General features: G+C 67.5%; 15 protein-coding genes and 1 pseudogene. 13 read left to right on the plus strand and 3 right to left on the minus strand.

Features of this window, described 5'->3' with window-relative positions:
• Positions 1 to 198 precede the first annotated feature (198 nt).
• From ACFV15_RS18135 to ACFV15_RS18175, 9 genes are all read left to right on the plus strand, one after another.
• Positions 199 to 3,036 carry a Tat pathway signal sequence domain protein gene (locus ACFV15_RS18135; RefSeq protein WP_378351613.1) on the plus strand — a complete coding sequence of 946 codons (2,838 nt, stop codon included), beginning with the start codon at positions 199 to 201 and terminating at the stop codon, positions 3,034 to 3,036.
• Positions 3,033 to 3,791: a Tat pathway signal sequence domain protein gene (locus ACFV15_RS18140; protein WP_378351614.1), complete on the plus strand. Its 759-nt coding sequence runs from the start codon at positions 3,033 to 3,035 to the stop codon at positions 3,789 to 3,791. The genes ACFV15_RS18135 and ACFV15_RS18140 overlap by 4 nt, the downstream gene beginning before the upstream one ends.
• A gap of 11 nt (positions 3,792 to 3,802) precedes the next feature.
• Positions 3,803 to 5,815, plus strand: a complete 2,013-nt coding sequence (locus ACFV15_RS18145; RefSeq protein WP_378351615.1) for an NPCBM/NEW2 domain-containing protein — start codon at positions 3,803 to 3,805, stop codon at positions 5,813 to 5,815.
• 276 nt (positions 5,816 to 6,091) lie between these two features.
• Complete coding sequence (locus ACFV15_RS18150) at positions 6,092 to 7,153, plus strand: BMP family ABC transporter substrate-binding protein (RefSeq protein ID WP_378351616.1); 1,062 nt, start codon at positions 6,092 to 6,094, stop codon at positions 7,151 to 7,153.
• A 90-nt stretch (positions 7,154 to 7,243) separates the two neighbouring features.
• Positions 7,244 to 8,797 (plus strand): ABC transporter ATP-binding protein, encoded by a 1,554-nt coding sequence (locus tag ACFV15_RS18155; protein WP_378351632.1) that lies wholly within the window; start codon positions 7,244 to 7,246, stop codon positions 8,795 to 8,797.
• Complete coding sequence (locus tag ACFV15_RS18160; protein WP_378351617.1) at positions 8,797 to 9,915, plus strand: ABC transporter permease; 1,119 nt, start codon at positions 8,797 to 8,799, stop codon at positions 9,913 to 9,915. Before ACFV15_RS18155 ends, ACFV15_RS18160 begins: the two co-directional genes overlap by 1 nt.
• A complete protein-coding gene (locus ACFV15_RS18165; protein ID WP_378351618.1) occupies positions 9,912 to 11,165 on the plus strand; it encodes an ABC transporter permease in 1,254 nt (417 codons plus the stop codon). The genes ACFV15_RS18160 and ACFV15_RS18165 overlap by 4 nt, the downstream gene beginning before the upstream one ends.
• Entirely contained in the window at positions 11,165 to 11,554 is a 390-nt protein-coding gene (locus ACFV15_RS18170) for a cytidine deaminase (RefSeq protein WP_378351619.1), read from the plus strand. Before ACFV15_RS18165 ends, ACFV15_RS18170 begins: the two co-directional genes overlap by 1 nt.
• Positions 11,555 to 11,563: 9 nt before the next feature.
• Positions 11,564 to 12,847: a thymidine phosphorylase gene (locus ACFV15_RS18175; protein ID WP_378351620.1), complete on the plus strand. Its 1,284-nt coding sequence runs from the start codon at positions 11,564 to 11,566 to the stop codon at positions 12,845 to 12,847.
• A gap of 600 nt (positions 12,848 to 13,447) precedes the next feature.
• On the opposite strand, the gene ACFV15_RS18180 is transcribed toward ACFV15_RS18175, so the two are convergent.
• Positions 13,448 to 14,545, minus strand: a complete 1,098-nt coding sequence (locus ACFV15_RS18180; RefSeq protein ID WP_378351621.1) for a PA containing protein — start codon at positions 14,543 to 14,545, stop codon at positions 13,448 to 13,450.
• Positions 14,546 to 14,746: 201 nt separating this feature from the next.
• Between ACFV15_RS18180 and ACFV15_RS18185 the strand changes: the two genes are divergently transcribed.
• The 3 genes from ACFV15_RS18185 to ACFV15_RS18195 all read left to right on the plus strand — a co-directional run bounded on the left by ACFV15_RS18185 (position 14,747) and on the right by ACFV15_RS18195 (position 17,706).
• On the plus strand, positions 14,747 to 15,814 hold the full coding sequence (locus ACFV15_RS18185; protein WP_378351622.1) for an adenosine deaminase: 1,068 nt from the start codon (positions 14,747 to 14,749) through the stop codon (positions 15,812 to 15,814).
• Between the two features lie 80 nt (positions 15,815 to 15,894).
• The gene (locus ACFV15_RS18190) at positions 15,895 to 17,082 is read left to right on the plus strand and encodes an MFS transporter (protein ID WP_378351623.1); all 1,188 of its coding nucleotides are present in this window, start codon (positions 15,895 to 15,897) and stop codon (positions 17,080 to 17,082) included.
• Positions 17,083 to 17,187: 105 nt separating this feature from the next.
• Entirely contained in the window at positions 17,188 to 17,706 is a 519-nt protein-coding gene (locus tag ACFV15_RS18195) for a DUF4232 domain-containing protein (protein ID WP_378351624.1), read from the plus strand.
• Here ACFV15_RS18195 and ACFV15_RS18200 read toward each other — a convergent pair.
• Positions 17,703 to 18,826: pseudogene (locus ACFV15_RS18200) on the minus strand (dipeptidase). The gene ACFV15_RS18195 and the pseudogene ACFV15_RS18200 sit on opposite strands and share 4 nt — an antisense overlap.
• A 23-nt stretch (positions 18,827 to 18,849) precedes the next feature.
• Positions 18,850 to 20,097 (minus strand): primosomal protein, encoded by a 1,248-nt coding sequence (locus ACFV15_RS18205; protein ID WP_378351625.1) that lies wholly within the window; start codon positions 20,095 to 20,097, stop codon positions 18,850 to 18,852.
• 149 nt (positions 20,098 to 20,246) lie between these two features.
• Here ACFV15_RS18205 and ACFV15_RS18210 point away from each other — a divergent pair, with 149 nt between their 5' ends.
• The gene (locus ACFV15_RS18210) at positions 20,247 to 22,754 is read left to right on the plus strand and encodes a DEAD/DEAH box helicase (RefSeq protein ID WP_378351626.1); all 2,508 of its coding nucleotides are present in this window, start codon (positions 20,247 to 20,249) and stop codon (positions 22,752 to 22,754) included.
• Positions 22,755 to 22,838 lie beyond the last annotated feature (84 nt).

Below are 22,838 nucleotides of genomic sequence, written 5' to 3' on the forward strand. Positions count from 1 at the left end.
CGGCGAACATCAGACCTTTACCGTGTCGTGCACCTGCGCGCGCATGACGGCCCGCGCTGGGCAGTGCCGGGAAAAACGGACATTCGGCCAAATGGGCTGTTCGATGTTGTTGGTTATTGACTGATTGTGCGAGATATCATACGTTTTGCTCTCGTTAGTCATCCGATCTATCGGCTTGAGTTCACGATGGAGTGACCGATGTCCGAGCAGCACGGTGGGTTCCCTCGACGCGAGCTGCTCGGCGGCGCACTCGCCGGGCTCGCGCTCACGGCACTGCCCGCCACCGCGAACGCCGAGGTCGAAGCCACCGCCGAGTGCTTTGTGGACAGCCGGATGAGCACGGACCGGCAGTGGGAACGCTTTCTCGCCGGTCAGGACCCGGTCTGGCAGCGCGTGCCGCGCACTTGGTACGAGGGTCCCTTCCTGGGCAACGGCTTCGTCGGCGCGCAGGTCTACCGCGAGCTGAACGCGGTGAAGTTCACCGTCGACCACAGCGAATGCCAGGATCACCGTCCCGCGAACGGCAACGAGTGGGGTGTCGCACGTCTCCCGATCGGGAAGGTGCTGCTCAGCCCGGTGGGCATGATCACAGGCGCCGATCTCCGGCTCGATCTCTGGAACGCGGAATTGACCGGTCGGGTGACCACCGACAAGGGGACACTCGACGTCCGCGCGTTCGTCCACAGTGAGAAGGACGTGCTCGCCGTCGAGGTCAGGCCGAGCGCGGGGGAGCGCGCGTTCGACCTGACCTTCGTGCCGCTCCCCGCGGTCAGCCCGCGCATCATCAGGGAGAACCCGCCTGCCGGGTTCCAGCCGAACCCCGCGTGGACCACGCATGCCGAAGGCGAGCTGAACTTCGTCACCCAGCCGCTGTTCGCCGGTGGCCAGACGGCGACCGCGTACCGGATCAGGCGCTCCGCGCGCGGCCGTGAGCTGCTGCTTTCCACCGCGCACAGCTTCCCGGGCACCGAGGCCGAAGCGCGGGCGCGTGACGCGGTGCGCTGGTCGTCCAGTGTGGACGCTCTGCGTCCCGGCCACCGGAACTGGTGGCACGCGTTCTACCGCAAGAGCTTCCTTTCACTGCCGGACGCGAAGCTGCAGAGCTTCTACTGGATCCAGCTGTACAAGCTGGCCTCCGCCGCGCGTGCCGAGGCGCCGATCATGGCGACCACCGGGCCGTGGCTGGAGCCGACGCCGTGGCCGTCCGTTTGGTACAACCTCAACGCCCAGCTCGAATACTGGCCGGTGCACGGCTCGAACCACCTCGAACTCGACCCGATCCCGCGCTCGATCCGGGAGAACCAGCAGACGCTGATCGACGGGCTGCGGCCCGAGTACCGCGCCGACTCGATGGGCCTGCGCCGCAGTGCCGACGCGCGGTTCGCCGACGCGGGGTACGTCGGCGTGCCGAACCCGAACTCCGACGCCGAGATCGGCGACCTGCCCTGGCTGCTGCACAACGCCTGGCTGTCCTATCGGCACACCATGGACGTCTCGATCCTGCGTGACGTCGTGTTCCCGGTACTGCGCAAGGCGATGAACTACTACCTGCACTTTTTGGCGCCGGGCGCGGACGGCCGTCTCCACCTCCCGCCGACGTTCTCGCCGGAGTATGGCCGTGCGCCGGACTGTAACTACGACCTCGCGCTGATCCGCTGGAGCTGCCAGACCCTGCTGGATTCGGCCAAGACGCTGGGCATCACCGATCCGCTCGCCCCGAAGTGGCGTGAGGTGCTCGACAAGCTCGTCGACTATCCGGTCGACGAGCACGGCCTGATGGTCGGCACCGGTGTCCCGTTCGCCAAGTCGCATCGGCACTACTCGCACATACTGGCCGCGTACCCGCTCTACCTGATCAATGTGGACAGTCCGGCCGAGGCCGAGCTGATCTCCAAGTCGCTGGCGCACTGGATCAGTTTCGAAGGCGCGTTGCGCGGCTTCAGTTTCACGGGCGCGTCGTCGCTGTCGGCGGCGCTGGGCAGGGGAGACGACGCGCTGAAACACCTGCGCGAGTTCGTCGCGCGGTTCGCCCAGCCCAACACGATGTACTACGAGGCGGGGCCCGTCATCGAGACGCCGCTCTCGGCCGCGCAGTCCGTGCACGACATGCTGTGCCAGAGCTGGGGCGACACCATCCGGATCTTTCCCGCGGTGCCGGCTGCCTGGCGGGACCTCACCCTGCACGATTTCCGCACGCAGGGCGCTTTCCTCGTGAGCGCCGTGCGCAAGGCGGGCGTGACGACGTTCGTGCGGGTGCGCAGTCTCGCCGGGCAGCCTCTCAAGCTGCGGACCGGTATCGCGGGTGCGCTGGAGGTGCACGGCGCGCGCCGGTGGACGCAACTTCCCGATGGCACGGTCGAAATCGAACTCCCGCGCGGCGGCGAGGCGCTCGTGCACGCACGCGGGCGCAGGCCGGACACGACGATCGCACCCGTGCCGATCAGCGAGCCCGCACAGCCGTGGGGCTTGCCCGCGTTGGCGCCCGGCGGTCAGCTGGTGCCGGTCGATCTGTCCACTGTGGTCAACTCGGATGGCGTCACCAGCGAGTTCTACCTCGGCGACGGTGACTTCGACGGCTCCGGCAACACCTACCCGGCGGCCCAGCTGCCGCAGACCGGGCAGGTCACCGACGACGGCGTGCCGTTCCTGTTCGTCAACGGCAGCGAGGGCACGCCCAACAACGTCGTCGGCGCGACGATTCCTTTGCCCGCTGGGAAATACACCACGCTGCACGTGCTGGGCGCCGCTGACACGGCCAACAGCAACGGCAAGATCACCGTGACCTATGTGGACGGAACCGTCGAGCTGCCGCTGCGGCTCACCGCTTGGCGTAGCGCCGCCGCGTTCGGCGAGAGCGAGGCCGTCACCACCAACCTGATGCACGCCAAGGCGGGCATCCAGAACGTCAAGCTCGCGATCTTCCACCAGAAGATTCCGCTCGATCCGGCGCGCGAGGTCGCGTCGATCGCACTCCCAGCCGCCGCCACGCCACGGCCGCATCTGTTCGCGGTCACTCTCGAGAAGGGCAAGGCATGACCGAATTCGACCGCAGGAAGGCGCTCGCGCTGGGTGCGGGCACGCTGAGCGCGCTGGCTTTGGGGATGACGCCGGCGCAGGCCGCCACCTGGCAGTTGCGCTGGAGTCCCACCCCGGCGAAGGACGGACTGAACGCCTTCGAGGGCCTCGAAGACGACCGCTCGCACTCGCACACGAGCGTCAAGCACATCTACACCGAAGGTGATCACTGGCGCTTCGACATGCACACCCAGGACCGCGACGGCTCCGACCGCCAGCGCAACGAGTCCAAGGGCATGCGCGGCGACGGCAAGACCTACCCGATCTTGAAGGACACCACCTGGCGCATCCAGTACCAGGCGTTCTGGCCGTCGGAGCTGACGGCGACGACCTCGTTCACGCACATCGCCCAGATGAAGGTCTCCGACGTCGGCCCGCCGCTGTTCACGCTGACGCCGCGTGCGAAGGGACCCAAGGGCGGCGTGCTGACCATCGACGGTGACTCCGGTGGAAGCCGCGATCTCGCGGACTACGCGCCGTTGCAGAACAAGTGGATCGACGTGATGTACGAGTTCAAGGCCTCGCACTCGGGCTATCTCCGGGTAGTGATCCAGAACGGCTCGACCGTGGTCCACGACAGCAAGAAGAACGCGGACCTGTGGCGTGACAAGAACTATCTCAAGCCCAAGTGGGGCGTCTACCGCAGCATCAAGAGCTCCGGTCTGAAGAACTGCTACCAGCTCATCCGCAACTACAAGGGTTACCAACTCGTTTAAGGGTGGCGAACTTGAAGAGATTGGCGAAGAGATTCGGTGCCGCCGTGTCCGCGGCGGCGATGGTGTTCACCGTGCCCGTACTGGCCGCGCCGGTGGCGGAGGCGCTGCCGGACGGGCTCGCGCTGACCCCGCCGATGGGGTTCAACAACTGGAACACCACCGGCTGCAAGATCGACGAGAAGATGATCCGCGACATGGCGGACATCTTCGTCGACAAGGGACTGAAGGCCGCCGGCTACCAGTACGTCAACGTCGACGACTGCTGGGCCGAGCCGCAGCGCAACGCCGAGGGCAAGCTCGAGGGCAACAAGCTCACCTTCCCCAGCGGCATGAAGGCGCTCGGCGACTACATTCACTCGAAGGGCCTCAAGTTCGGCATCTACACCAGCGCGGGCACGGTCACCTGCGCGAAGACCATGCCGGGCGGGCTGGATCACGAGGATGTCGACGCGCAAACGTTTGCGGACTGGGGTGTCGACTACCTCAAGTACGACAACTGCAACAACCAGGGCCGTCCCGCGCTGGAGCGCTACACGAAGATGCGTGACGCGCTGAAGAAGACCGGGCGCCCGATCGTCTACTCGCTGTGCGAGTGGGGTGACAACAAGCCGTGGGAGTGGGGCAAGGTCGTCGGCCACCTGTGGCGCACGACCGGTGACATCAAGGACAACTGGTCCTCGATGCTCAACATCGTCAAGAAGAACGCGCCGCTCGCGCCGTACGGCGGGCCAGGGCACTGGAACGACCCCGACATGCTGGAGATCGGCAACGGCGGCATGTCCACTTTGGAGTACGAGTCGCACATGTCGCTGTGGTCGATCATGGCGGCGCCACTGCTGATCGGCTCCGACCTGCGCAAGGTCAGCAAGGAGAACTTCGAGGTTCTGCTGAACCAAGAGGTGATCGCGATCGACCAGGACGCGAAGGGCGTCCAGGGCGCCGTGCTGTCCCAAAAGGACGGTCACTGGGTCTTCGCGAAGCCGCTGGCCAACGGCGATGTGGCGGTCGCGTTGTTCAACGAGAACACCACCAGCGCGACCATCGGGACCAACGTGTCCGCGCTCGGCCTGCCGCGGTCACCCGGCTACAGCGTGCGTGACCTGTGGAAACACAAGACGTATCAGAGCGCGGGGCAGATCTCCGCGCTCGTGCCGCCGCACGGCACCGCGATGTTCCGTATCAAGGCGAGTCACGACTGGTTCCTCGACGAGCCGCTGGTCGGCGCCGGTCTCGAGTTCGCCGCCACAGCGAGCGGGGTGCCGGGTGACCTCGTCCCGGCGGGGAAGCCGTTCGAGGCCAGCGTTTCGGTCACCAACCACGCCCGTGTCCCGGTGTTCGCGCCGAAGACCTCGCTGACCGCGCCGGCGGGCTGGAAGATCGAGCAGATCGCCAAGCCTCGCAAGTGGATACTCGGCGCCGACGAATCGGCGGTCGGCCGCTGGCGGATCACGCCACCGGCCGGTTCCGAGGGCACGGTGACGGCGCTGCACAGCGAGACGCGGTACGACACGCTGGGCTTCGGCCGGGTCGAGCAGCCGGGCGACACGGCGGTCACCGTGCCGGCGCCACCGCCGACCGGAGCGGCTTACGCGAGTGATTTGCGCTGGTACGCCGAGAAGAACGGCTACGGCAACATCGAGCGTGACATGTCCAACGGCAGCATCCCCGACAAGGACGGCAAGCCGCTGACCATCAACGGCGTCCGCTACGCCAAGGGCCTGGGCGCGCACGCGCCGAGTGAGCTCGTCTTCTACACTGGCGGTCGCTGCACGGCGTTCAGCACGGACGTCGGCATCGACGACGAGCGGGAACCGGCGAACCTCCGTGGCTCGGCGACCTTCGAGGTCTACTCCGACGGCAAGAAGAAGGCGGACTCCGGCCTGCTGACCTACCTGGACCCGGCGTCACACCTGACGGCCGACATCACCGGCGCCCAGTACGTCAAGCTCGTGGTCACCGACGGTGGCGACGGCAACTCCTACGACCGAGGCGACTGGGCGGGCGCCCAGTTCACCTGCAAGTAGCCCCTGACCAGCGCTTAAAGGGCTCGTGAGTGGTATTGCCGGTTCTAACCGGCAATACCACTCACGAGCTTTGCGGGCGCTGTGGCTGATCACGGGCGGTGTGCGAGTGATCGCGTAGGGGGGATCGCGTTAAACATTTGGGTTACGTAGCGTGGCTTTCCTATGGCGTCTTCCCACCATGCGGGTACGGTTCGCCAGTCGAACCGCGCATTCCTGCGCGGATTCGTTCTCGGACATCCGCTGAAACGGCGGGGAGGGAGACACACCTTGCTTCGCATGCGTGGAACCGCGCTGGCGGCGGTGGCCATGGCCGGTCTGCTGACGCTCTCGGCTTGCGGCGGTTCGGACACTGGCAGCGGCTCGACGCCGGCACCCGGCGGCAGCAGCGGCGCCCCGGCGTCGGTCAAGGTCGGCCTGGCCTACGACATCGGCGGTCGCGGTGACCAGTCGTTCAACGACTCGGCGGCGCGCGGCCTGGACAAGGCCAAGGCCGAGTCCGGTATCGAGGTCAAGGAGCTCGAGGCCAGCGCCAGCGACACCGACGCGCAGAAGGAAGACCGTCTGCGCCAGCTCGCCGAGGGTGGCTACAACCCGATCATCGCGATCGGCTTCGCTTACCAGAAGGCCGTCGGCGCGGTCGCCAAGGACAACCCGAACATCAAGTTCGCGATCGTCGACGACTTCACTCCCGGCACGGACGACGGCGCGAACATCGCGAACCTGACCTTCGCCGAGAACGAGGGCTCGTTCCTGGTCGGCGTGGCCGCGGCGCTCAAGAGCAAGACCGGCAACGTCGGCTTCATCGGCGGTGTGAACACCCCGCTGATCCAGAAGTTCGAGGTCGGCTTCGCCGCCGGTGCCAAGGCCGCCAAGGCGGGCATCACCGTGCAGTCGAAGTACCTGACCCAGCCGCCGGACTTCACCGGCTTCAACGACCCGGCCAAGGGTGAGACCGCGGCGAACGGCATGTTCGACGCCGGCGCCGACGTGGTCTACGCCGCGGCCGGTGGCTCGGGCAGCGGCGCCTTCAAGGCGGCCAAGGCCAAGGGCAAGCTGGGCGTGGGCGTCGACTCCGACCAGTACAACCTGCCCGCGCTGGCCGAGGTCAAGGACGTGATCATCACCTCCATGGTCAAGAAGGTGGACCTGGCGGTCTACGACTTCATCAAGTCGGTCAAGGACGGCAAGTTCCAGGCGGGCAACAAGGTCTACGACCTGAAGGCCGGCGGTGTGGAGTACGCCACGAGCGGCGGCAAGATCGACGACATCAAGACGCAGCTCGAGGACTACAAGACGAAGATCACTTCGGGCGAGATCAAGGTCCCGGCCACCAAGTAATTTCTTCGCATTTTAAGATCTGGTAGTACAGATGGGCCCGAAGCGGCTAACCCGCTTCGGGCCCGTCACCGTTCGTGAGGAGCGTGCACGATCAGCGAGGATTCAGCCGCACCACGGCAACCCAGTTACGCCGTTGAACTCAAGGGCATCACCAAGCGGTTCCCCGGCGTCGTCGCCAACTCCGACATCAACGTCGGGGTGCGGGGCGGCACAGTGCACGCACTGGTCGGCGAGAACGGCGCGGGCAAGTCGACACTGATGAAGACCCTGTACGGGATGCACCGTCCTGACGAGGGCACCATCAGCATCGACGGCTCGGAGGTCACCTTCGGCAGCCCGGCCGACGCGATCGCCGCCGGGATCGGCATGGTCCACCAGCACTTCATGCTGGCCGACAACTTCACGGTACTGGAAAACGTGGTGCTCGGCACCGAGCCCAAAACCGGCATGTCGCTGGACTTCAAGGCCGCCCGCGCGAAGATCAAGGAGATCTCCGCGCGCTACGGCCTCGGCGTCGACCCGGACCGTCTCGTCGACGACCTCGGGGTGGGTGAGCGGCAGCGGGTGGAGATCCTGAAGGTCCTCTACCGCGGCGCCCGCATCCTGATCCTGGACGAGCCGACCGCCGTGCTCGTGCCGCAGGAGGTCGACGAACTCTTCGGCAACCTGCGCGAGCTCAAGGCCGAGGGCCTGACCATCCTGTTCATCTCGCACAAGCTCGACGAGGTGCTCTCGGTCGCCGACGACATCACCGTCATCCGGCGCGGCACCACCGTCGCGAGCGTCGCGCCTGGCGAGGTCACCGCACGTCAGCTCGCCGAGCTCATGGTCGGCAGCGCGCTGCCGGTGCCGGAGCTGCGCGAGTCGACCGTGACCACCACCCCGGTGCTCGAGGTCTCCGGGCTGACCGTGGCAGGTGCCGACGGCCGGACCGTGCTGGCGGACATGTCGTTCACCATCCACGCGGGCGAGGTGCTCGGCATCGCGGGTGTCGAGGGCAACGGGCAGGCCGAGCTGGTCGAGGCGCTGATGGGCATCCGTCCGCTCGCCGGTGGCAGGGTTTCCTTGCAGGGCAAGGATCTCGCCAAGGAGTCCACACGCGACCGCCGAGACGCGGGCATGGCGTACGTGCCGGAGGACCGGCACCGTCAGGGCCTGCTGCTGGAGGGCACGCTCTGGGAGAACCGGATTCTCGGGCACCAGACGAAGGCGCCCAGCGTCAAGGCCGGCGGGCTGCTGCTCGACCGCAAGGACGCGCGCGAGGACACCGAGCGCATCGTCAAGGACTACGACGTCCGCACGCCGGGCATCGAGGTCGCCATCGCGTCGCTGTCCGGCGGTAACCAGCAGAAACTGATCATCGGCCGTGAGATGAGCGGTGACCCGGTGCTGCTGCTCGCCTCCCACCCCACGCGCGGGGTGGACGTCGGCGCACAGGCCGCCATCTGGGAGCACATCCGGCGCGCCCGCGCCGAGCGCCTCGCGGTGCTCATGATCTCCGCCGACCTCGACGAGCTGATCGGCATGTCCGACCGGCTCGCGGTCATCCTGCGCGGCAAGCTCGTCGCCGAATACGACCCGAAGTCGGTCACCCCGGAGGAACTCGGCTCCGCGATGACCGGCGCGGGCGAGGGAGTGTCCTGATGGGACGATTTTCAGTCCGCTCGATCTCGCTGGGACTGGCCGCGCCGATCGCGGCGCTGGTCTTCGCGCTGCTGGTGTGCTCGCTGATCCTCGCGGGCACCGGGCATCCGCCGATCGACGTGCTCGACCAGATGGTCAAGTCCGCGCAGCGGCCGCGCACGCTGGTCAACTCGATCAACAGCGCGACCACCTACTACCTGTCCGCGGTCGCGGTCGCCATCGGCTTCCGCATGCGGCTGTTCAACATCGGCGTCGACGGCCAGTACCGCCTCGCGGCGATGCTGGCGGCGGCGTTCGCCGGCTCGTCGTTCCTGTCGGGGATGCCGTCGTTCGTGCGGATCCTGCTGACCCTGATCGCCGCCATGGCGGTCGGTGCGATCTGGGCCGGTATCGCCGGATTCCTCAAGGTGACGCGGGGCGTCAGCGAGGTCATCTCGACCATCATGCTGAACGCGATCTCCACCGCGATCGTGGCGTACCTGCTCAACGCGGACCGGCTGGCCGTGAAGGTGGCCGGTAGCAACAACATCGGCACCGCGACGATCACCGAGGGCGGGCGTGTGCCCGGCTTCGCCTACACCGGATCGTCGTCGAAGATCTTCGGCTTGATCATCCTGGCCGCGCTGGTCGGATTCCTCTACTGGTTCATGCTCAACCGCACGCGGTTCGGCTTCGACCTGAAGGCGACCGGCCTGTCCGAGTCCGCCGCGGTCGCGAGCGGCGTGAACGTCAAGAAGATGGTGCTGGCGAGCATGCTGATCTCCGGCGGGATCGCCGGGCTGGTCGGCATGCCGCAGCTGCTCGGCTCCTCGTACTCGTACGCGCTGGACTTCCCGGCGGGGCTGGGCTTCACCGGCATCGCGATCGCGCTGCTCGGCCGGAACCACCCGGTCGGCATGGCGTTCGCCGCGTTCCTGTGGGGCGTGCTCGACCAGAGCTCGAACGTGCTCGACATTTCCGGTGTGCCCAAGGAGATCGTGGTGATCATGCAGGGGATCATCGTGCTTTCGGTGGTCATCGCCTACGAGCTCGTGCGCCGCTACCGGCTCAAGCTCGAACAGCGTGACGTCGGCCACGCGCTCGGCACGACCAAGACCGCGGCGGAGGTGTCGGCATGAGTGTCGGTGGATTGAGCGCTGGCGTCGAGGTGCCGCCCGCGCCGGTGAAGCGGCAAATGTCGCCGATGATCTATCTCTACATCGCGGTCGCCGCGCTCGCGGTGGTGTCGCTGGTCCGGGTGCTCACCGGGGCGAACGACCTCACGTCGAGCGGGACGGTCGCGGCCGCGCTGACCGCCGCGGTGCCGATCGCGCTCGCCGGTCTCGGCGGGCTGTGGTCCGAACGTGCCGGTGTGGTCAACATCGGCCTCGAAGGCATGATGGTGCTCGGCACCTGGGGCGCCGGTTTCGCGGGCTACCAATGGGGTCCGTGGGTCGGCGTGCTCGCGGGCATCGTGCTCGGCGCGTTCGGCGGGCTGATCCACGCGGTCGCGACGGTGACCTTCGGTGTCGACCACATCATCTCGGGTGTGGCGATCACGCTGGTGGCGCCGGGCCTGACGCTGTTCCTCGCGAAGCTGTACTTCGCGAAGGCGCCGGGTGGTGGCCAGAAGCAGTCGCCGCCGGTCGCGGACGTCCAGAAGGTGACCGTGCCGGGGTTGTCCTCGCTGCTCGGCGACCTGGAGCAGAAGCACTGGTTCTTCGTGTCCGATGTGGCCGGTCTGCTGCGCGGGCTGACCACCGGGCTCTCGCTGCTGACGATCCTCGCGGTGCTGCTGCTCGCGGGCACCGGATACGTGCTGTGGAAGACGCCGTTCGGCCTGCGGCTGCGGTCCTGCGGCGAGGCGCCGCACGCGGCGGAGTCGCTGGGCGTCAACGTCATCAAGTACAAGTACTCGGCGATCATCGCGTCCGGCGCGTTCGCGGGTCTCGGCGGCGCGATCCTCGCGGTCAGCTCCGGCCAGTTCCGCGACGGCCAGACCGGTGGCCGTGGTTACATCGGTCTCGCGTCGATGATCTTCGGCAACTGGCGGCCGGGTGGCCTGGCCGCGGGTGCCGGGCTCTTCGGTTACACGGACGCGATGCAGTTGCGTGGCGAGGAATCCGTGCACGCGCTGCTGTTGCTGCTCGGTCTCGCGCTGCTCGTGCTGGCGTTCATCCAGTTGCGCGCCAAGCGTTTCGCGGTCGCCACGGTGGCCGTGGTGCTCGGCGCGGCGTTCATCCTGTGGTTCGCGACGACGGACAAGGCGCCGCCGGAGCTGGTGACGGCGGCACCGTACGTGGTGACGTTGCTGGTGCTTTCCCTTGCCGCGCAACGACTTCGTATCCCGAAGTACGTCGGCCAGATCTTCCGCCGCGGTGAGGGCTGATGAACATCGATTGGGACGCGCTGCGCACTCGCGCCGTCGAGGCGGCGGCGAGCGCGTATGCGCCCTACTCGGGCCTGCATGTCGGCGTCGCCGGGATCGTGGACGACGGACGGCTCGTGCTCGGCTGCAATGTCGAGAACGCTTCGTACGGACTCGGGCTGTGCGCCGAGTGCACGATGGCGGGGCAGCTGCGGCTCTCGGGTGGCGGCAGGCTGGTCGCGGTGGCCTGCCGCAGTGGCGCCGGTGACCTGTTGATGCCGTGTGGACGGTGCCGCCAGGTGCTGTACGAACTCGGCGGCCCGGAGTGCCTTGTGGACACTCCCAGCGGGATTTTGCCGATGTCGTCGGTGCTTCCGGATGCCTTTGGCCCGGAGCACCTGCCCGCTTAGTCTGTACCTATGAGCGAAACCTTCACCGCTGTCGACGTGATCCGTACGAAGCGGGACGGCGGCAGGCTCAGCGACGAGCAGATCGCCTGGGTCATCGACGCGTACACCCGTGGCGTGGTCGCCGAGGAGCAGATGTCGGCGCTGGCGATGGCGATCTTCCTGCGTGGCATGGATTCCGGGGAGATCGCCCGCTGGACCGGGGCGATGATCGACTCGGGGGAGCGGCTGGCATTGAAGGTCAGCCGCCCCACGGTCGACAAGCACTCGACCGGCGGCGTCGGCGACAAGATCACCCTGCCGCTGGCCCCGCTGGTCGCGGCCTGCGGCGCCGCCGTGCCCCAGCTGTCCGGCCGCGGCCTCGGCCACACCGGCGGCACCCTCGACAAGCTCGAGTCCATCCCCGGCTGGCGCGCCGCACTGTCCACTTCGGAAATCATCGCCCAGCTGGACTCGGTCGGCGCGGTCGTCTGCGCGGCCACCGAAGGTCTCGCGCCAGCCGACCGCAAGCTCTACGCACTCCGCGACGTAACGTCCACAGTGGAGTCCATTCCCCTGATCGCCTCTTCGATCATGAGCAAGAAGATCGCCGAAGGCGCCTCAGGCCTGGTGCTCGACGTCAAGGTCGGCTCGGGCGCGTTCATGAAGACCTTGGACCAGGCCCGCGCTTTGGCTTCCCAGCTGGTCGAAATCGGCGTCGCACACGGCGTCGCGACCTCCGCCCTGATCACGGACATGAACACCCCGCTCGGCGCAGCCGTCGGCAACGCGGTCGAGGTCGCGGAGTCGATCGAGGTCCTGCGCGGCGGCGGCCCGGCCGACGTCGTCGAGCTGACGGTGGCACTGGCCCGCGAAATGCTCGCACTGGCCGGTCTGTCCGATGTGGACCCTGCGGCGGTCTTGGCTTCCGGCAAGGCTTACGACGTCTGGTGCGCGATGATTTCGGCTCAGGGCGGCGACCCCTCAGCCCCGCTGCCGAAGCCCCGCCACGTCGAGGTGGTCAAGGCTCCTCACTCCGGCGTCCTCGCGACCTTGGACGCCTATTCGGTCGGCGTCGCCGCCTGGCGCTTGGGCGCGGGCAGGGCTCGCAAGGAGGACCCCGTGCAGGCCGCGGCGGGCATCCTCTGCCTCGCGAAGCCCGGCGCCCCGGTCTCGGCGGGCGATCCGTTGCTCGAGCTCCACACGGACACCCCAGAGGCGGTCCCGGCGGCGTTGGCGTCGCTGGAAGGAGCCTTCACGATCGCGGACGAGGCTCCGGAGGCGACCCCCCTGGTCCTGGAGACCCTGCGCGGCTGAAAACTCGCCCCTTGACCACCAAATCCCATCCCCCGCCACTCCCAGGGGGCCGGCCCCACGTCCAGCCTATCGGCGGCCCGGGGGCGGGAGGGGGACCAAGATCGACTTGGGGTGGGTTGTCCACGGTTGGGGGAGGGTGTGGACAAGCCTAGGTTGTTGATCTTGGGTGGGTTTTCTTGTCGGGGGTGGGCGGTAGCGTGGATTCGGGGGCCTGCTCAGGACGGGGTCGGGGTTGACGGTGTGGGTTTTTGGGACGCCAGGTGACCCGAAATCCACACCGTCAAACCCCTGCCAGGCGGATACAAGGGGGTTGCGCCCGCTCACCGGCCACGAGTAGCCACGACCGCGAGTTGAAACGGGTTTGGGGCCACTCAGCGGCCCCAAACCCGTTTCAACAGCCCTGGACTGCCGAGATCCGTGTCAGCGCAGACCCCGAATCCGAAACCAAGGCCCCCAACCCCTTTCGCGCAGCCCACGATTGCCGAGATCCGTGTCAGCGCAGGCCCGAACCCAAGCAGACCCGAACCGGAACCAAGCCCCAAATACGAAGGTGCCCTCCCCCGGGTTGGTAGGGAAGGGCACCTTACGAGGTACAGGCTACTACTCGGCCGAGTCGTCGGTGACTTCGCCGTTGGTCTTGGCCTTGGCGTCCGCGGTGGCCTTGGGCGCGCGGCCGTTGCGGGCGGCGCGGCGGGGCTGGCGGGGGGCCGGGGGCGGCGGGGCGAGCTGGGGAGCGGCCGGGCCGCCGCCGAGCATGAGCTCCGCGAAGGTGGCCATCGCCTCGTCGAGCTGGCCGCCGATGCGGCGCTCGGACTCTTCGTTGCTCTTGCGGACGAGTGAGGTGACCGAGTCCGTGTCCGGCTGCTTCGACAGGGTGCCCTCGACCTTGGAGAGGCCGGTCTTGATGGAACCGTCGAGGTCGCCGAGCTGGGAGGTGAAGCCGTCTTCGACCTTGTCGAGGCGGTTCGCCAGCTCGTCGAGGCGGACGGTGACCTTCTCGAGGCGGTCGCCGAGGCCGTCGAGGCGCTCGGAGGCGTCGATCATCTCGCCGGTCTCGGTGAGCGCGGTCTTGAGAGCCTCGGTGTTGGCGCCGATGCGCTCCTTGGTGTTGCGGTCGAGCTCTTCGACCTTCGAGCGGAGCTCGGCGTCGGTGGAGTCGATGCGCTCGCGCAGGGTGGACTCGGCGAGCTCGATGCGCTCGCGGACCGGGCCGGTGACCGAAGCAGGGAGCGACTCGATCTTGAGGTCCTGCTTGTCCAGGTGACCGCCGACCTCGTCGATGCGGCGGTGGATGTTCTGGAGCTTGTCCTCGAGGCCGTCCATGCGGCCGGCGACGCCTTCGAAGCGGGCGGCCATGCCGTCGAGGCGGCCGTCGAGCTGAGCGAACGGCTTGGCCAGCTTGTCGACGATGCTCTCGACCGCGCGTGCGATGTCCGAGAGGGCGTTGTCCTGGGCCTCGAGCCGCGTCATGGCCTCGTCGAGGCGCTCGGCCAGCACGCTGACCTCGGTGCGGTCGGGCAGTTCGGAGAGTCGCTTCCGCACCGCTCCGAGCGAGTCGACCGGCGCGAGACGGGCGTAGATGTCGTCGAGCGCGTCGAAGATCTGCTGCTGCTCGCTCTCACGAACTTCGGCCGCGCGCACCAGCATGTTGCGCATCCGGTCGAATGACGGGGCGGCAATGTGGTTGTCAGTGGTCACTGCGGTGTCCTTCGTCGGGCGGGGAAATGGGAAGGGACTGGGCTGAAGCTTATCTTTTGCGGAATTGCCGTACGTATGGCCCCCGTGAAGCCTGTCTACCCCCGTTGGCCGATTCAGTCCATGATCGACAAAGCTGAGGGTTAAGTTCAGCTCGAGGCTTGCGTCCATGTAGGGGAATGTCTTCGTGAGTAAGGTTGCTCTATGCGGTCTAAAACCCCTGTGACGACCGAAAACATTCGCCGCATGCCCAAGGTGCTGCTGCACGACCACCTCGACGGCGGGCTCCGTCCCGGTACCGTGATCGAACTCGCCGACGCGATCGGGTATAAGGCCCTCCCGTCCGGGGACTCCGAAGCGCTCCGAAGGTGGTTCCGAGACGCCGCGGACGCCGGTTCGCTGGTCTCGTACCTCGAGACATTCGCCCATACGTGTGGCGTGTTACAGAGCGAAGACGCGCTGGTCAGAGTGGCTGCGGAGGCAGTCGAAGATCTCGCCGAAGACGGCATCGTCCATGCTGAGGTGCGGTATGCGCCGGAACTCTTTCGCGGACGAGGTCTATCACTCGAAGGGGTGATAGAGGCGGTTTCGGCCGGTTTTGCTGACGGTGAGCGACGAGCCGCACGTCAGGGGCGGCGAATTCGCGTACGCTCTGTACTTTGCGCGATGAGGCAGCACGAAAGCGCACGCGAAATCGCGGCTCTGGTGGTCCGATACTCGGGCGCCGGAGTCGCCGGCTTCGACATCGCCGGACCCGAAGCCGGTTACCCGCCGTCGCGTTTTCTGGAATCTTTTCAATTTCTCAGCGCAAATAATGCGCATTTCACTATTCATGCCGGGGAAGCGTCCGGTGTGGACTCGATCGCGGAAGCGATTCATGTATGTGGCGCGAAGCGAATCGGCCACGGAGTGCGCCTGGCCGATGACATTGCGGAGTCCGGTGGACGGGTCCACTTGGGACGGTTGGCCACTCACGTCAGGGACGCCGGAATCCCTTTGGAGCTCTGCCCTTCATCCAACGTACAGACCGGGGCGGCGCCGTCGATCGCCGCGTACCCGTTCGGCCTGCTGGCCCGCGAGGGCCTCCGCGTGACGGTCAACACGGACAACCGCCTGATGAGCGGCTGCACGCTGACGAGCGAATTCGCCGCGCTTTCCGACGCCTTCGGCTACACCCTCGACGACCTGCGCCGATTCACCCTTAACGCGGCCGAATCCGCCTTCCTCGACCCCGATGAGCGCCGCGAACTCCTTGATCTTTTGTCGACATGACGCCACTTGTGATGCTTAGCGTTGCGAAGTAAAGTTCAAGATGTAGGAACTTGATCCTATATTCTGGGACGGAGATCGCGATGACGCAGGTGGCGGCCACGGCGAGCAAGCGACGCTGGGTCATCCTCGCGCTCGGCCTCGCCGCGCAGACCGCGTCGTGCGCTTTCCTTTACGGCCTCCCGTTCCTGGTTCCCGTCATGCGGGACACCGAGCACCTCACGCTGGCGCAGGCGGGCACTGTCGTCGCCGCGCCGAGCGCCGGGCTGCTGTTCACGCTCATCGCATGGGGCGCGCTGGCCGACCGCTACGGCGAGCGCCTGATCATGGCCATCGGGCTCGGCGTCTCGGGGCTCATCCTGCTGAGCACGGTCTTCGCGCACGACCTGGTGCTGCTGTTCACCCTGTTCCTGCTGGCAGGCGCCAGTACCGCGAGCGTCAACGCGGCGAGCGGCCGCGCGGTCATGGGCTGGTTCGGACCATCGGAACGTGGCTTCGCCATGGGTATCCGGCAGATGGCTCAGCCGCTCGGCGTGGGTGTCGCGGCGCTCGGACTGCCGCCGCTGGCCGCGCACCACGGTTTCCAGGCGGCCATGCTGCTCCCCGCCGGGCTGGCGATCGTGGTCGCGGTGCTCGTCGCGTGCTTCGTGGTCGACCCGCCGCGCCCGCCGAGGCACGAGCGCGCGAAAACCCCGTCGCCGTACCGGAAACCCGCATTGTGGCGGGTGCACGGTGCAAGTTCGCTGCTTGTCGTCCCGCAGTTCGCCGTCTCCGCGTTCGCGCCGGTGTACCTGGTCGCCGTGTGGCACTGGAGCCCGTTGGCCGCAGGCTGGTTCCTCGCGGCCGTCGCGGTGCTCGGCGCCGCGGGCAGGCTCGTGTCCGGCCGCTGGTCCGATCGCGTCGGCAGCAGGCTGCGCCCGATGCGCCAGCTCGCCGTCGCGAGCGCGGCCGTGATGCTCTTGGTCGCGCTGGGCGACCGGACCTGGCCCTGGCTGGTGGTTCTCGCGCTGGTGCTCGCCGCGGTGATCACCGTGAGCGACAACGGTTTGGGCTTCACCGCGTCGGCCGAACTCGCGGGCATCGACTGGGCAGGCCGCGCGATGGGTGCTCAGAACACGACTCAGAACATCGCCGCCGCGTTGACTCCGCCCCTGCTGGGACTGGTCATCGGGGACACGCGGTACGCGCTCGCGTTCGCCATCGCGGCGGTCTTCCCGCTGCTCGCGATCGGCCTGATCCCGGTACGGGCGGAGCGGTCGACTCGGGACTAAGGACGTCTCACCCACACGAGGGTTGCTTGATCGTGAAGGATCCCACGACGGGGCTTACCTGACGGCGTGCTGGGCATCTTTCCTAAGGACACAGGGAGGAAGCAGATGATTACTCGCACAATGACCGTCCTGGCCGCCACCGCTCTCACCGCCACCGCGCTGAGCGCGGGCACCGCGAGCGCGATGCCGACCGATTTCCACTGCACGGCAGGCGATATCGACACGAACCTGGTCTACGGGGGCGCGGGTGCCGGTCAGCGCTACGCGGCCGTCCAGTTCACCGCGAAGCCCGGTGTCAGCTGCACGCTGCCCGGCTCGCTACCGCTGGACCTGGTCGGCGCGCACGACGTGCTGATCGACAACCAGGCTCGCGGCGACGCTCCGACGGTCAAGGTTTCGGAGGGCTCGCCCGCCTACATCCAGTTGCACTGGAGCGCGATCGACGAACAGCAGCAGACGCCGCTGGCGCTGACCTTCACCGCGCCGCAGGAGTACAACCCGCGTGGTGACTACAGCGACCCGCAGGTCACGCTGCCCTGGACGTTCGGTGGCGTCGACGCCGCGCCGGAGAACCACACCATCGACGCCGGTGCGGTCACTCCGGGCGTCGCGCCTGTCGGTTAAGAGTCCTTAAGAACGCGGAGGGTGTTGAGGCCGGCCAGCTTCTCGCAGTCGGCCTCACTCCACCCGCGCTCCAGCAGCGCGGCGAACAGCACCGGGTAGGTCGAGGTGTCTTCCAGGCCGACCGGCAGCTTGCCGACGCCGTCGTAGTCGCCGCCGAGTCCGATGTGGTCGATGCCCGCCACCTCGCGCGCGTGCTCGATGTGCGCGACGACGTCGGCGACCGTCGCCTCCGGCTTGGCCGGACCGTCCCACTCGGCCGCGAAACGCTTGCGGGCGCCCACATTCCGGTACTCCTGGCCCGCCGCTTCCATCGCGGCCGCAGGTCGTTCTCCCACGTGTAGACGGCGGGGGAGACGAACGCGGGCACGAACGTCACCATCGAGACGCCGCCATTGCCCGCCAGCCGTGCCAGGACGTCGTCGGGCACATTGCGCGGGTGCGCGTTGACCGCGACACACGACGAGTGGCTGAAGATGACCGGCTTCGTGCTGATGTCGAGCGCGTCGCGCATCGTGCTCGGCGCGACGTGGGACAGGTCGACCAGCATGCCGATCTTGTTCATCTCGGCGACCACCTCGCGGCCGAACTCCGAGAGCCCGCCGTGCTGGGGCTCGTCGGTCGCCGAATCGGCCCAGGTGGTGTTGAAGTTGTGCGTCAGCGTCATGTACCGGACACCGAGACACCGCAGGCTCCGAAGCACGCCAATGGATTCCGCGATGGCGTGCCCGCCCTCGGCGCCCAGCAGCGAGGCGATCCGGCCGCTCGCGCGGGCGGCCAGCACGTCTTCGGCCGTCGTCGCGAGCGCGAGCCGGTCCGGGTAGCGCTCGATGAGCTGGTGGACGACCTCGATCTGCTCCAGCACCGCGGTGACGGCGCTGTGCCCCTCGAACTCGCACGGCACGTAGACCGACCAGAACTGCATGCCGAGCTTGCCCTCGGCGAGCTTCACGAAGTCCGTGTGGAGATGGGGTTGCGCGGCGGTGAGATCCGTACCGGCGACCGCGTGCACCGGGTTGGGCCCGGAGGTTTCCCGAAGCTCCCACGGCAGGTCGTTGTGACCGTCCGCGAGCAGCATCGAGTCGAGCATGGCGGTCGCACGCGCAAGATCCCCGGAAGTCATCCGGGGATCCTACGTTTGCGCGATCAGCCGACGTTGAGACGGTCCTCGAAGGATTCGACGAGCTTGCGCCACTCCGCCTGCTCCGCGTCGAACGGCGCACTCGGCTTGAGCTTGCCCGGCTCGGGCTTGAGGATGAAGCTGAACAGGAAGCTCAAGCCTTCCGAAGAGGCCAGCGCCTCGGAAACGCTCTCGTCGCCCGCCCAGTCCGCCGCGTCCGAGATCAGCTCGACGGCCAGCTCGAGCTGGGTCGGGTCGATCGCTTCGACGCCGGCCGCGATGTCGTCGTCGAGGCCGGTGAGCACGTAGGTGTTCTCGGAGTCGACCTCGACCTCGAGCTCACCGCCGGTGGCCTTGGCGAGCACCTCGTCCCAAGTGGACACTTCGGCGAGGTCGGTGCCCGCCAGCGACGCGCCGTCGGCGAGCTTGCGCTCCAGCGCCTTCGCCGAGGTGAACACGTCGATCTCGCCGTCGGAGCCGAGGAAGATCGGCTCGTCGTCGAGGTAGCAGCGCAGGGTGAAGTACTCGTTGCCACCGGTGATGATCTTGATCGGGTCGATGCCGACCTCGGCCCAGAAGCCGACGGGGCCTTCTTCTTCGGCGTCCTCGTCGTCGTCGGCGTCGGAGTCCAGCTCGCCCTCGGCGGCGGCCGCCTCGGCCTCCGCGGACTCGGCGAGGAACGCGGACAGGTCCTCCGCGGTCTGCTCCAGCACCTTCTCGTCGACGTCCGGCACGGTCACCAGGCTGTCGACGGCGTCGAGCACGATGTCCCACTTCTCGGACACGGTCTCCGACAGCGCGGTCCACAGCTTCTCGCCGTCACGGCCGCTGAACGGCAGCGTGCCCTGGTCGAGCAGGGAGAACGCCTCGTTGCCGTCGAGCACCTCGTGCACGTCGTCGAGCTCGCAGACGTCCGCGAGCGAGCGCACGATGCCGATGATCTCGGCCAGCTCGGCGATGGTCCACGAGTCGGGCTCGCCGGCGGCCAGCTCGGGCACGCCGACCAGGTCGTACGAGTGGTCGTCGTCCGGGATCAGCTCCGGGACGTTCAGGCCTGGCACGACGTCCCACGCGGGGTGGTCGGTCAGGTCGTGCTGCTCGGCCGTGCGCACGAACGCGGCTAGATGCGCGGCGTCCGGGAACGCGAACAGGTCTTCCTCGTCGCCGAGGAAGGCTTCCCACTCCTCGCCGTCTTCCCGCCAGCGCGGGGCCCACAGGGTGACCAGGTCGCCCTGCGGAAGCCCGAGTTCGATCGGGATGATGTCCTGTGCCATTCCTGTCCTCCGGAATTACCGCCAGTGTGCGCGCAGGCTTGGAGGTTCCCCCGAACGGTGCGCGGTAGCAGAAGCCTACGGGTTTCGCGTTTCGCCCGCGATCGCCCCTCGCCAAGTGGCGACCATCGGATGGCACGATAGGTCATCTGATGACACTCACAGACGCTCTTCCCGCAGATCCGGACCCCGACTCGCTGTTCGAGGCCTTCTCTTCGTGGACGGCCGAGCGCGGGCTCGAGCTGTACCCCGCGCAGGAAGAGGCCCTGATCGAGGTGGTCTCAGGCGCCAACGTGATCCTCTCGACCCCGACCGGCTCGGGCAAGAGCCTGGTCGCGGTCGGCGCCCACTTCACCGCATTGGCGCAAGGCAAGCGCAGCTTCTACACCGCGCCCATCAAGGCGCTGGTCTCGGAGAAGTTCTTCCAGCTGATCGACACCTTCGGCGCCGAGAACGTCGGCATGATGACCGGCGACTCCAGCGTGAACGCCGACGCGCCGATCATCTGCTGCACCGCTGAAATCCTGGCGAACATCGCGTTGCGGTTCGGCGCGGACGCCCCGGTCGGGCAGGTGGTGGCCGACGAGTTCCACTTCTACTCCGAGCCCGACCGCGGCTGGGCCTGGCAGGTTCCGCTGCTCGAGCTCAAGAACGCGCAGTTCGTGCTGATGTCGGCCACGCTGGGCGACGTCTCGTACTTCGAGAAGGACCTGACGCGCCGTACCGGGCGGCCGACGTCCGTGGTCACCTCGGCGCAGCGGCCGGTGCCGCTGACCTACCGCTACGCGCTGACACCGCTGCACGAGACGATGAGCGAGCTGCTCAACGGCGGCCAGGCGCCGGTGTACGTCGTCCACTTCTCGCAGGCGGCCGCGATCGAGCGCGCGCAGACGCTGATGAGCATCAACGTCACGACGAAGACCGAGAAGGAAGCCATCGCCGAGATGCTCGGCGACTTCCGCTTCACCGCCGGGTTCGGCAAGACGCTTTCGCGGCTGGTGCGCCACGGGATCGGCGTGCACCACGCGGGCATGCTGCCGAAGTACCGGCGGCTGGTCGAGCAGCTCGCGCAGGCCGGGCTGCTGAAGGTGATCTGCGGAACGGACACGCTCGGCGTCGGCATCAACGTACCTATTCGCACAGTGGTCTTCTCGGCGCTTACGAAGTACGACGGTGTCCGGCAGAGGCATCTCAAGGCGCGTGAGTTCCACCAGATCGCCGGGCGCGCTGGACGTGCCGGGTTCGACACCGACGGGTATGTCGTCGTCGAGGCGCCCGACCACGTCATCGAGAACGCGAAAGCTCTTGAGAAGGCGGGTGACGATCCGAAGAAGAAGCGGAAGATCACCCGCAAGAAGGCACCCGAAGGCTTTGTCAACTGGACTGAGAGCACCTTCGAGCGGCTCGTCTCGGCCGAGCCGGAGCCGCTGACGTCGAGCTTCCGCGTGACGCACTCGATGCTGCTGAACGTGATTTCGCGGCCTGGCAACGCTTTCGACTCGATGCGGCACCTGCTGGAGGACAACCACGAGGACCGCGCTTCGCAGCGCAGGCTCATCCTGCGCGCGATCGCGATCTACCGCGCGCTGCTCGCCGCGGGTGTGGTCGAGCGGCTGCCGGAGCCGGACTCGGAAGGCCGGATCGTGCGGCTGACCGTCGACCTGCAGTTCGACTTCGCGCTGAACCAGCCGCTCTCACCGCTGGCGCTGGCCGCGATCGACCTGCTCGACGTGGAGTCGCCGAGCTACGCGCTCGACGTAGTGTCCATTGTGGAATCCATTGTGGACGACCCGCGGCCGGTGCTGTCGCAGCAGCAGTTCAAAGCACGCGGCGAGGCCGTGCAGTCCATGAAGGCCGACGGCATCGAGTACGACGAGCGCATGACGCTGCTCGAGAACGTCACCTACCCGAAGCCGCTCGAAGAGCTGCTGCAGGTCGCGTACGCCGGCTACCGGCAGGGCCACCCGTGGGTCGACGACTACCAGCTCTCGCCGAAGTCGGTCGTGCGCGACATGTACGAGCGCGCGATGAACTTCATCGAGTTCGTCAACTTCTATCAGCTCGCGCGCTCGGAAGGCCTGGTGCTGCGGTACCTGACCGACGCGTTCGACACGCTGCGCCACACGGTCCCCGACGACGCGAAGACCGAGGCGTTGCAGGACCTGATCGAATGGCTCGGCGAGATGGTCCGCCAGATCGACTCCAGCCTGCTCGACGAGTGGGAGTCGCTGCGCAACCCCGACGACGACGAGGGCCCGCACGCGCCGTCCCTGCCGGACGGTCCGCCCCCGGTCACCCGCAACGAGCGCGCGTTCCGGGTGCTGGTCCGCAACGAGCTGTTCCGGCGCGTCGAGCTGGCATCACGGCGCCGCTACTTCGAGCTGGGCGAGCTGGACAGCGGATCCGGCTGGCACTCGGAAGCGTGGGAAGACGCGATCGAGGACTACTACGACCAGCACGAGACGCTCGGCAACGGCCCGGACGCACGCGGCCCGGCGCTGCTGATCATCGAGAAGGAGCCCGAGGTCTGGAAGGTCCGGCAGATCTTCGACGACCCGGCCGGCGACCACGACTGGGGTATCAGCGCCGAGGTCGACCTGGCCGCCTCCGACGAGGCCGGGTTCGCGGTCGTGCGGGTGGTCGATGTCAACCAGCTGTAAGGGCTCGTGAGCGTTGGGGGGGGGGTTTTGTGGGCCCCCCACCGCGGCGTTTTAAAAAAAAAAAAGCCACCCAAACAAAACAGG

The organism is Amycolatopsis sp. NPDC059657, assembly GCF_042734395.1.
GTDB lineage: Bacteria > Actinomycetota > Actinomycetes > Mycobacteriales > Pseudonocardiaceae > Amycolatopsis.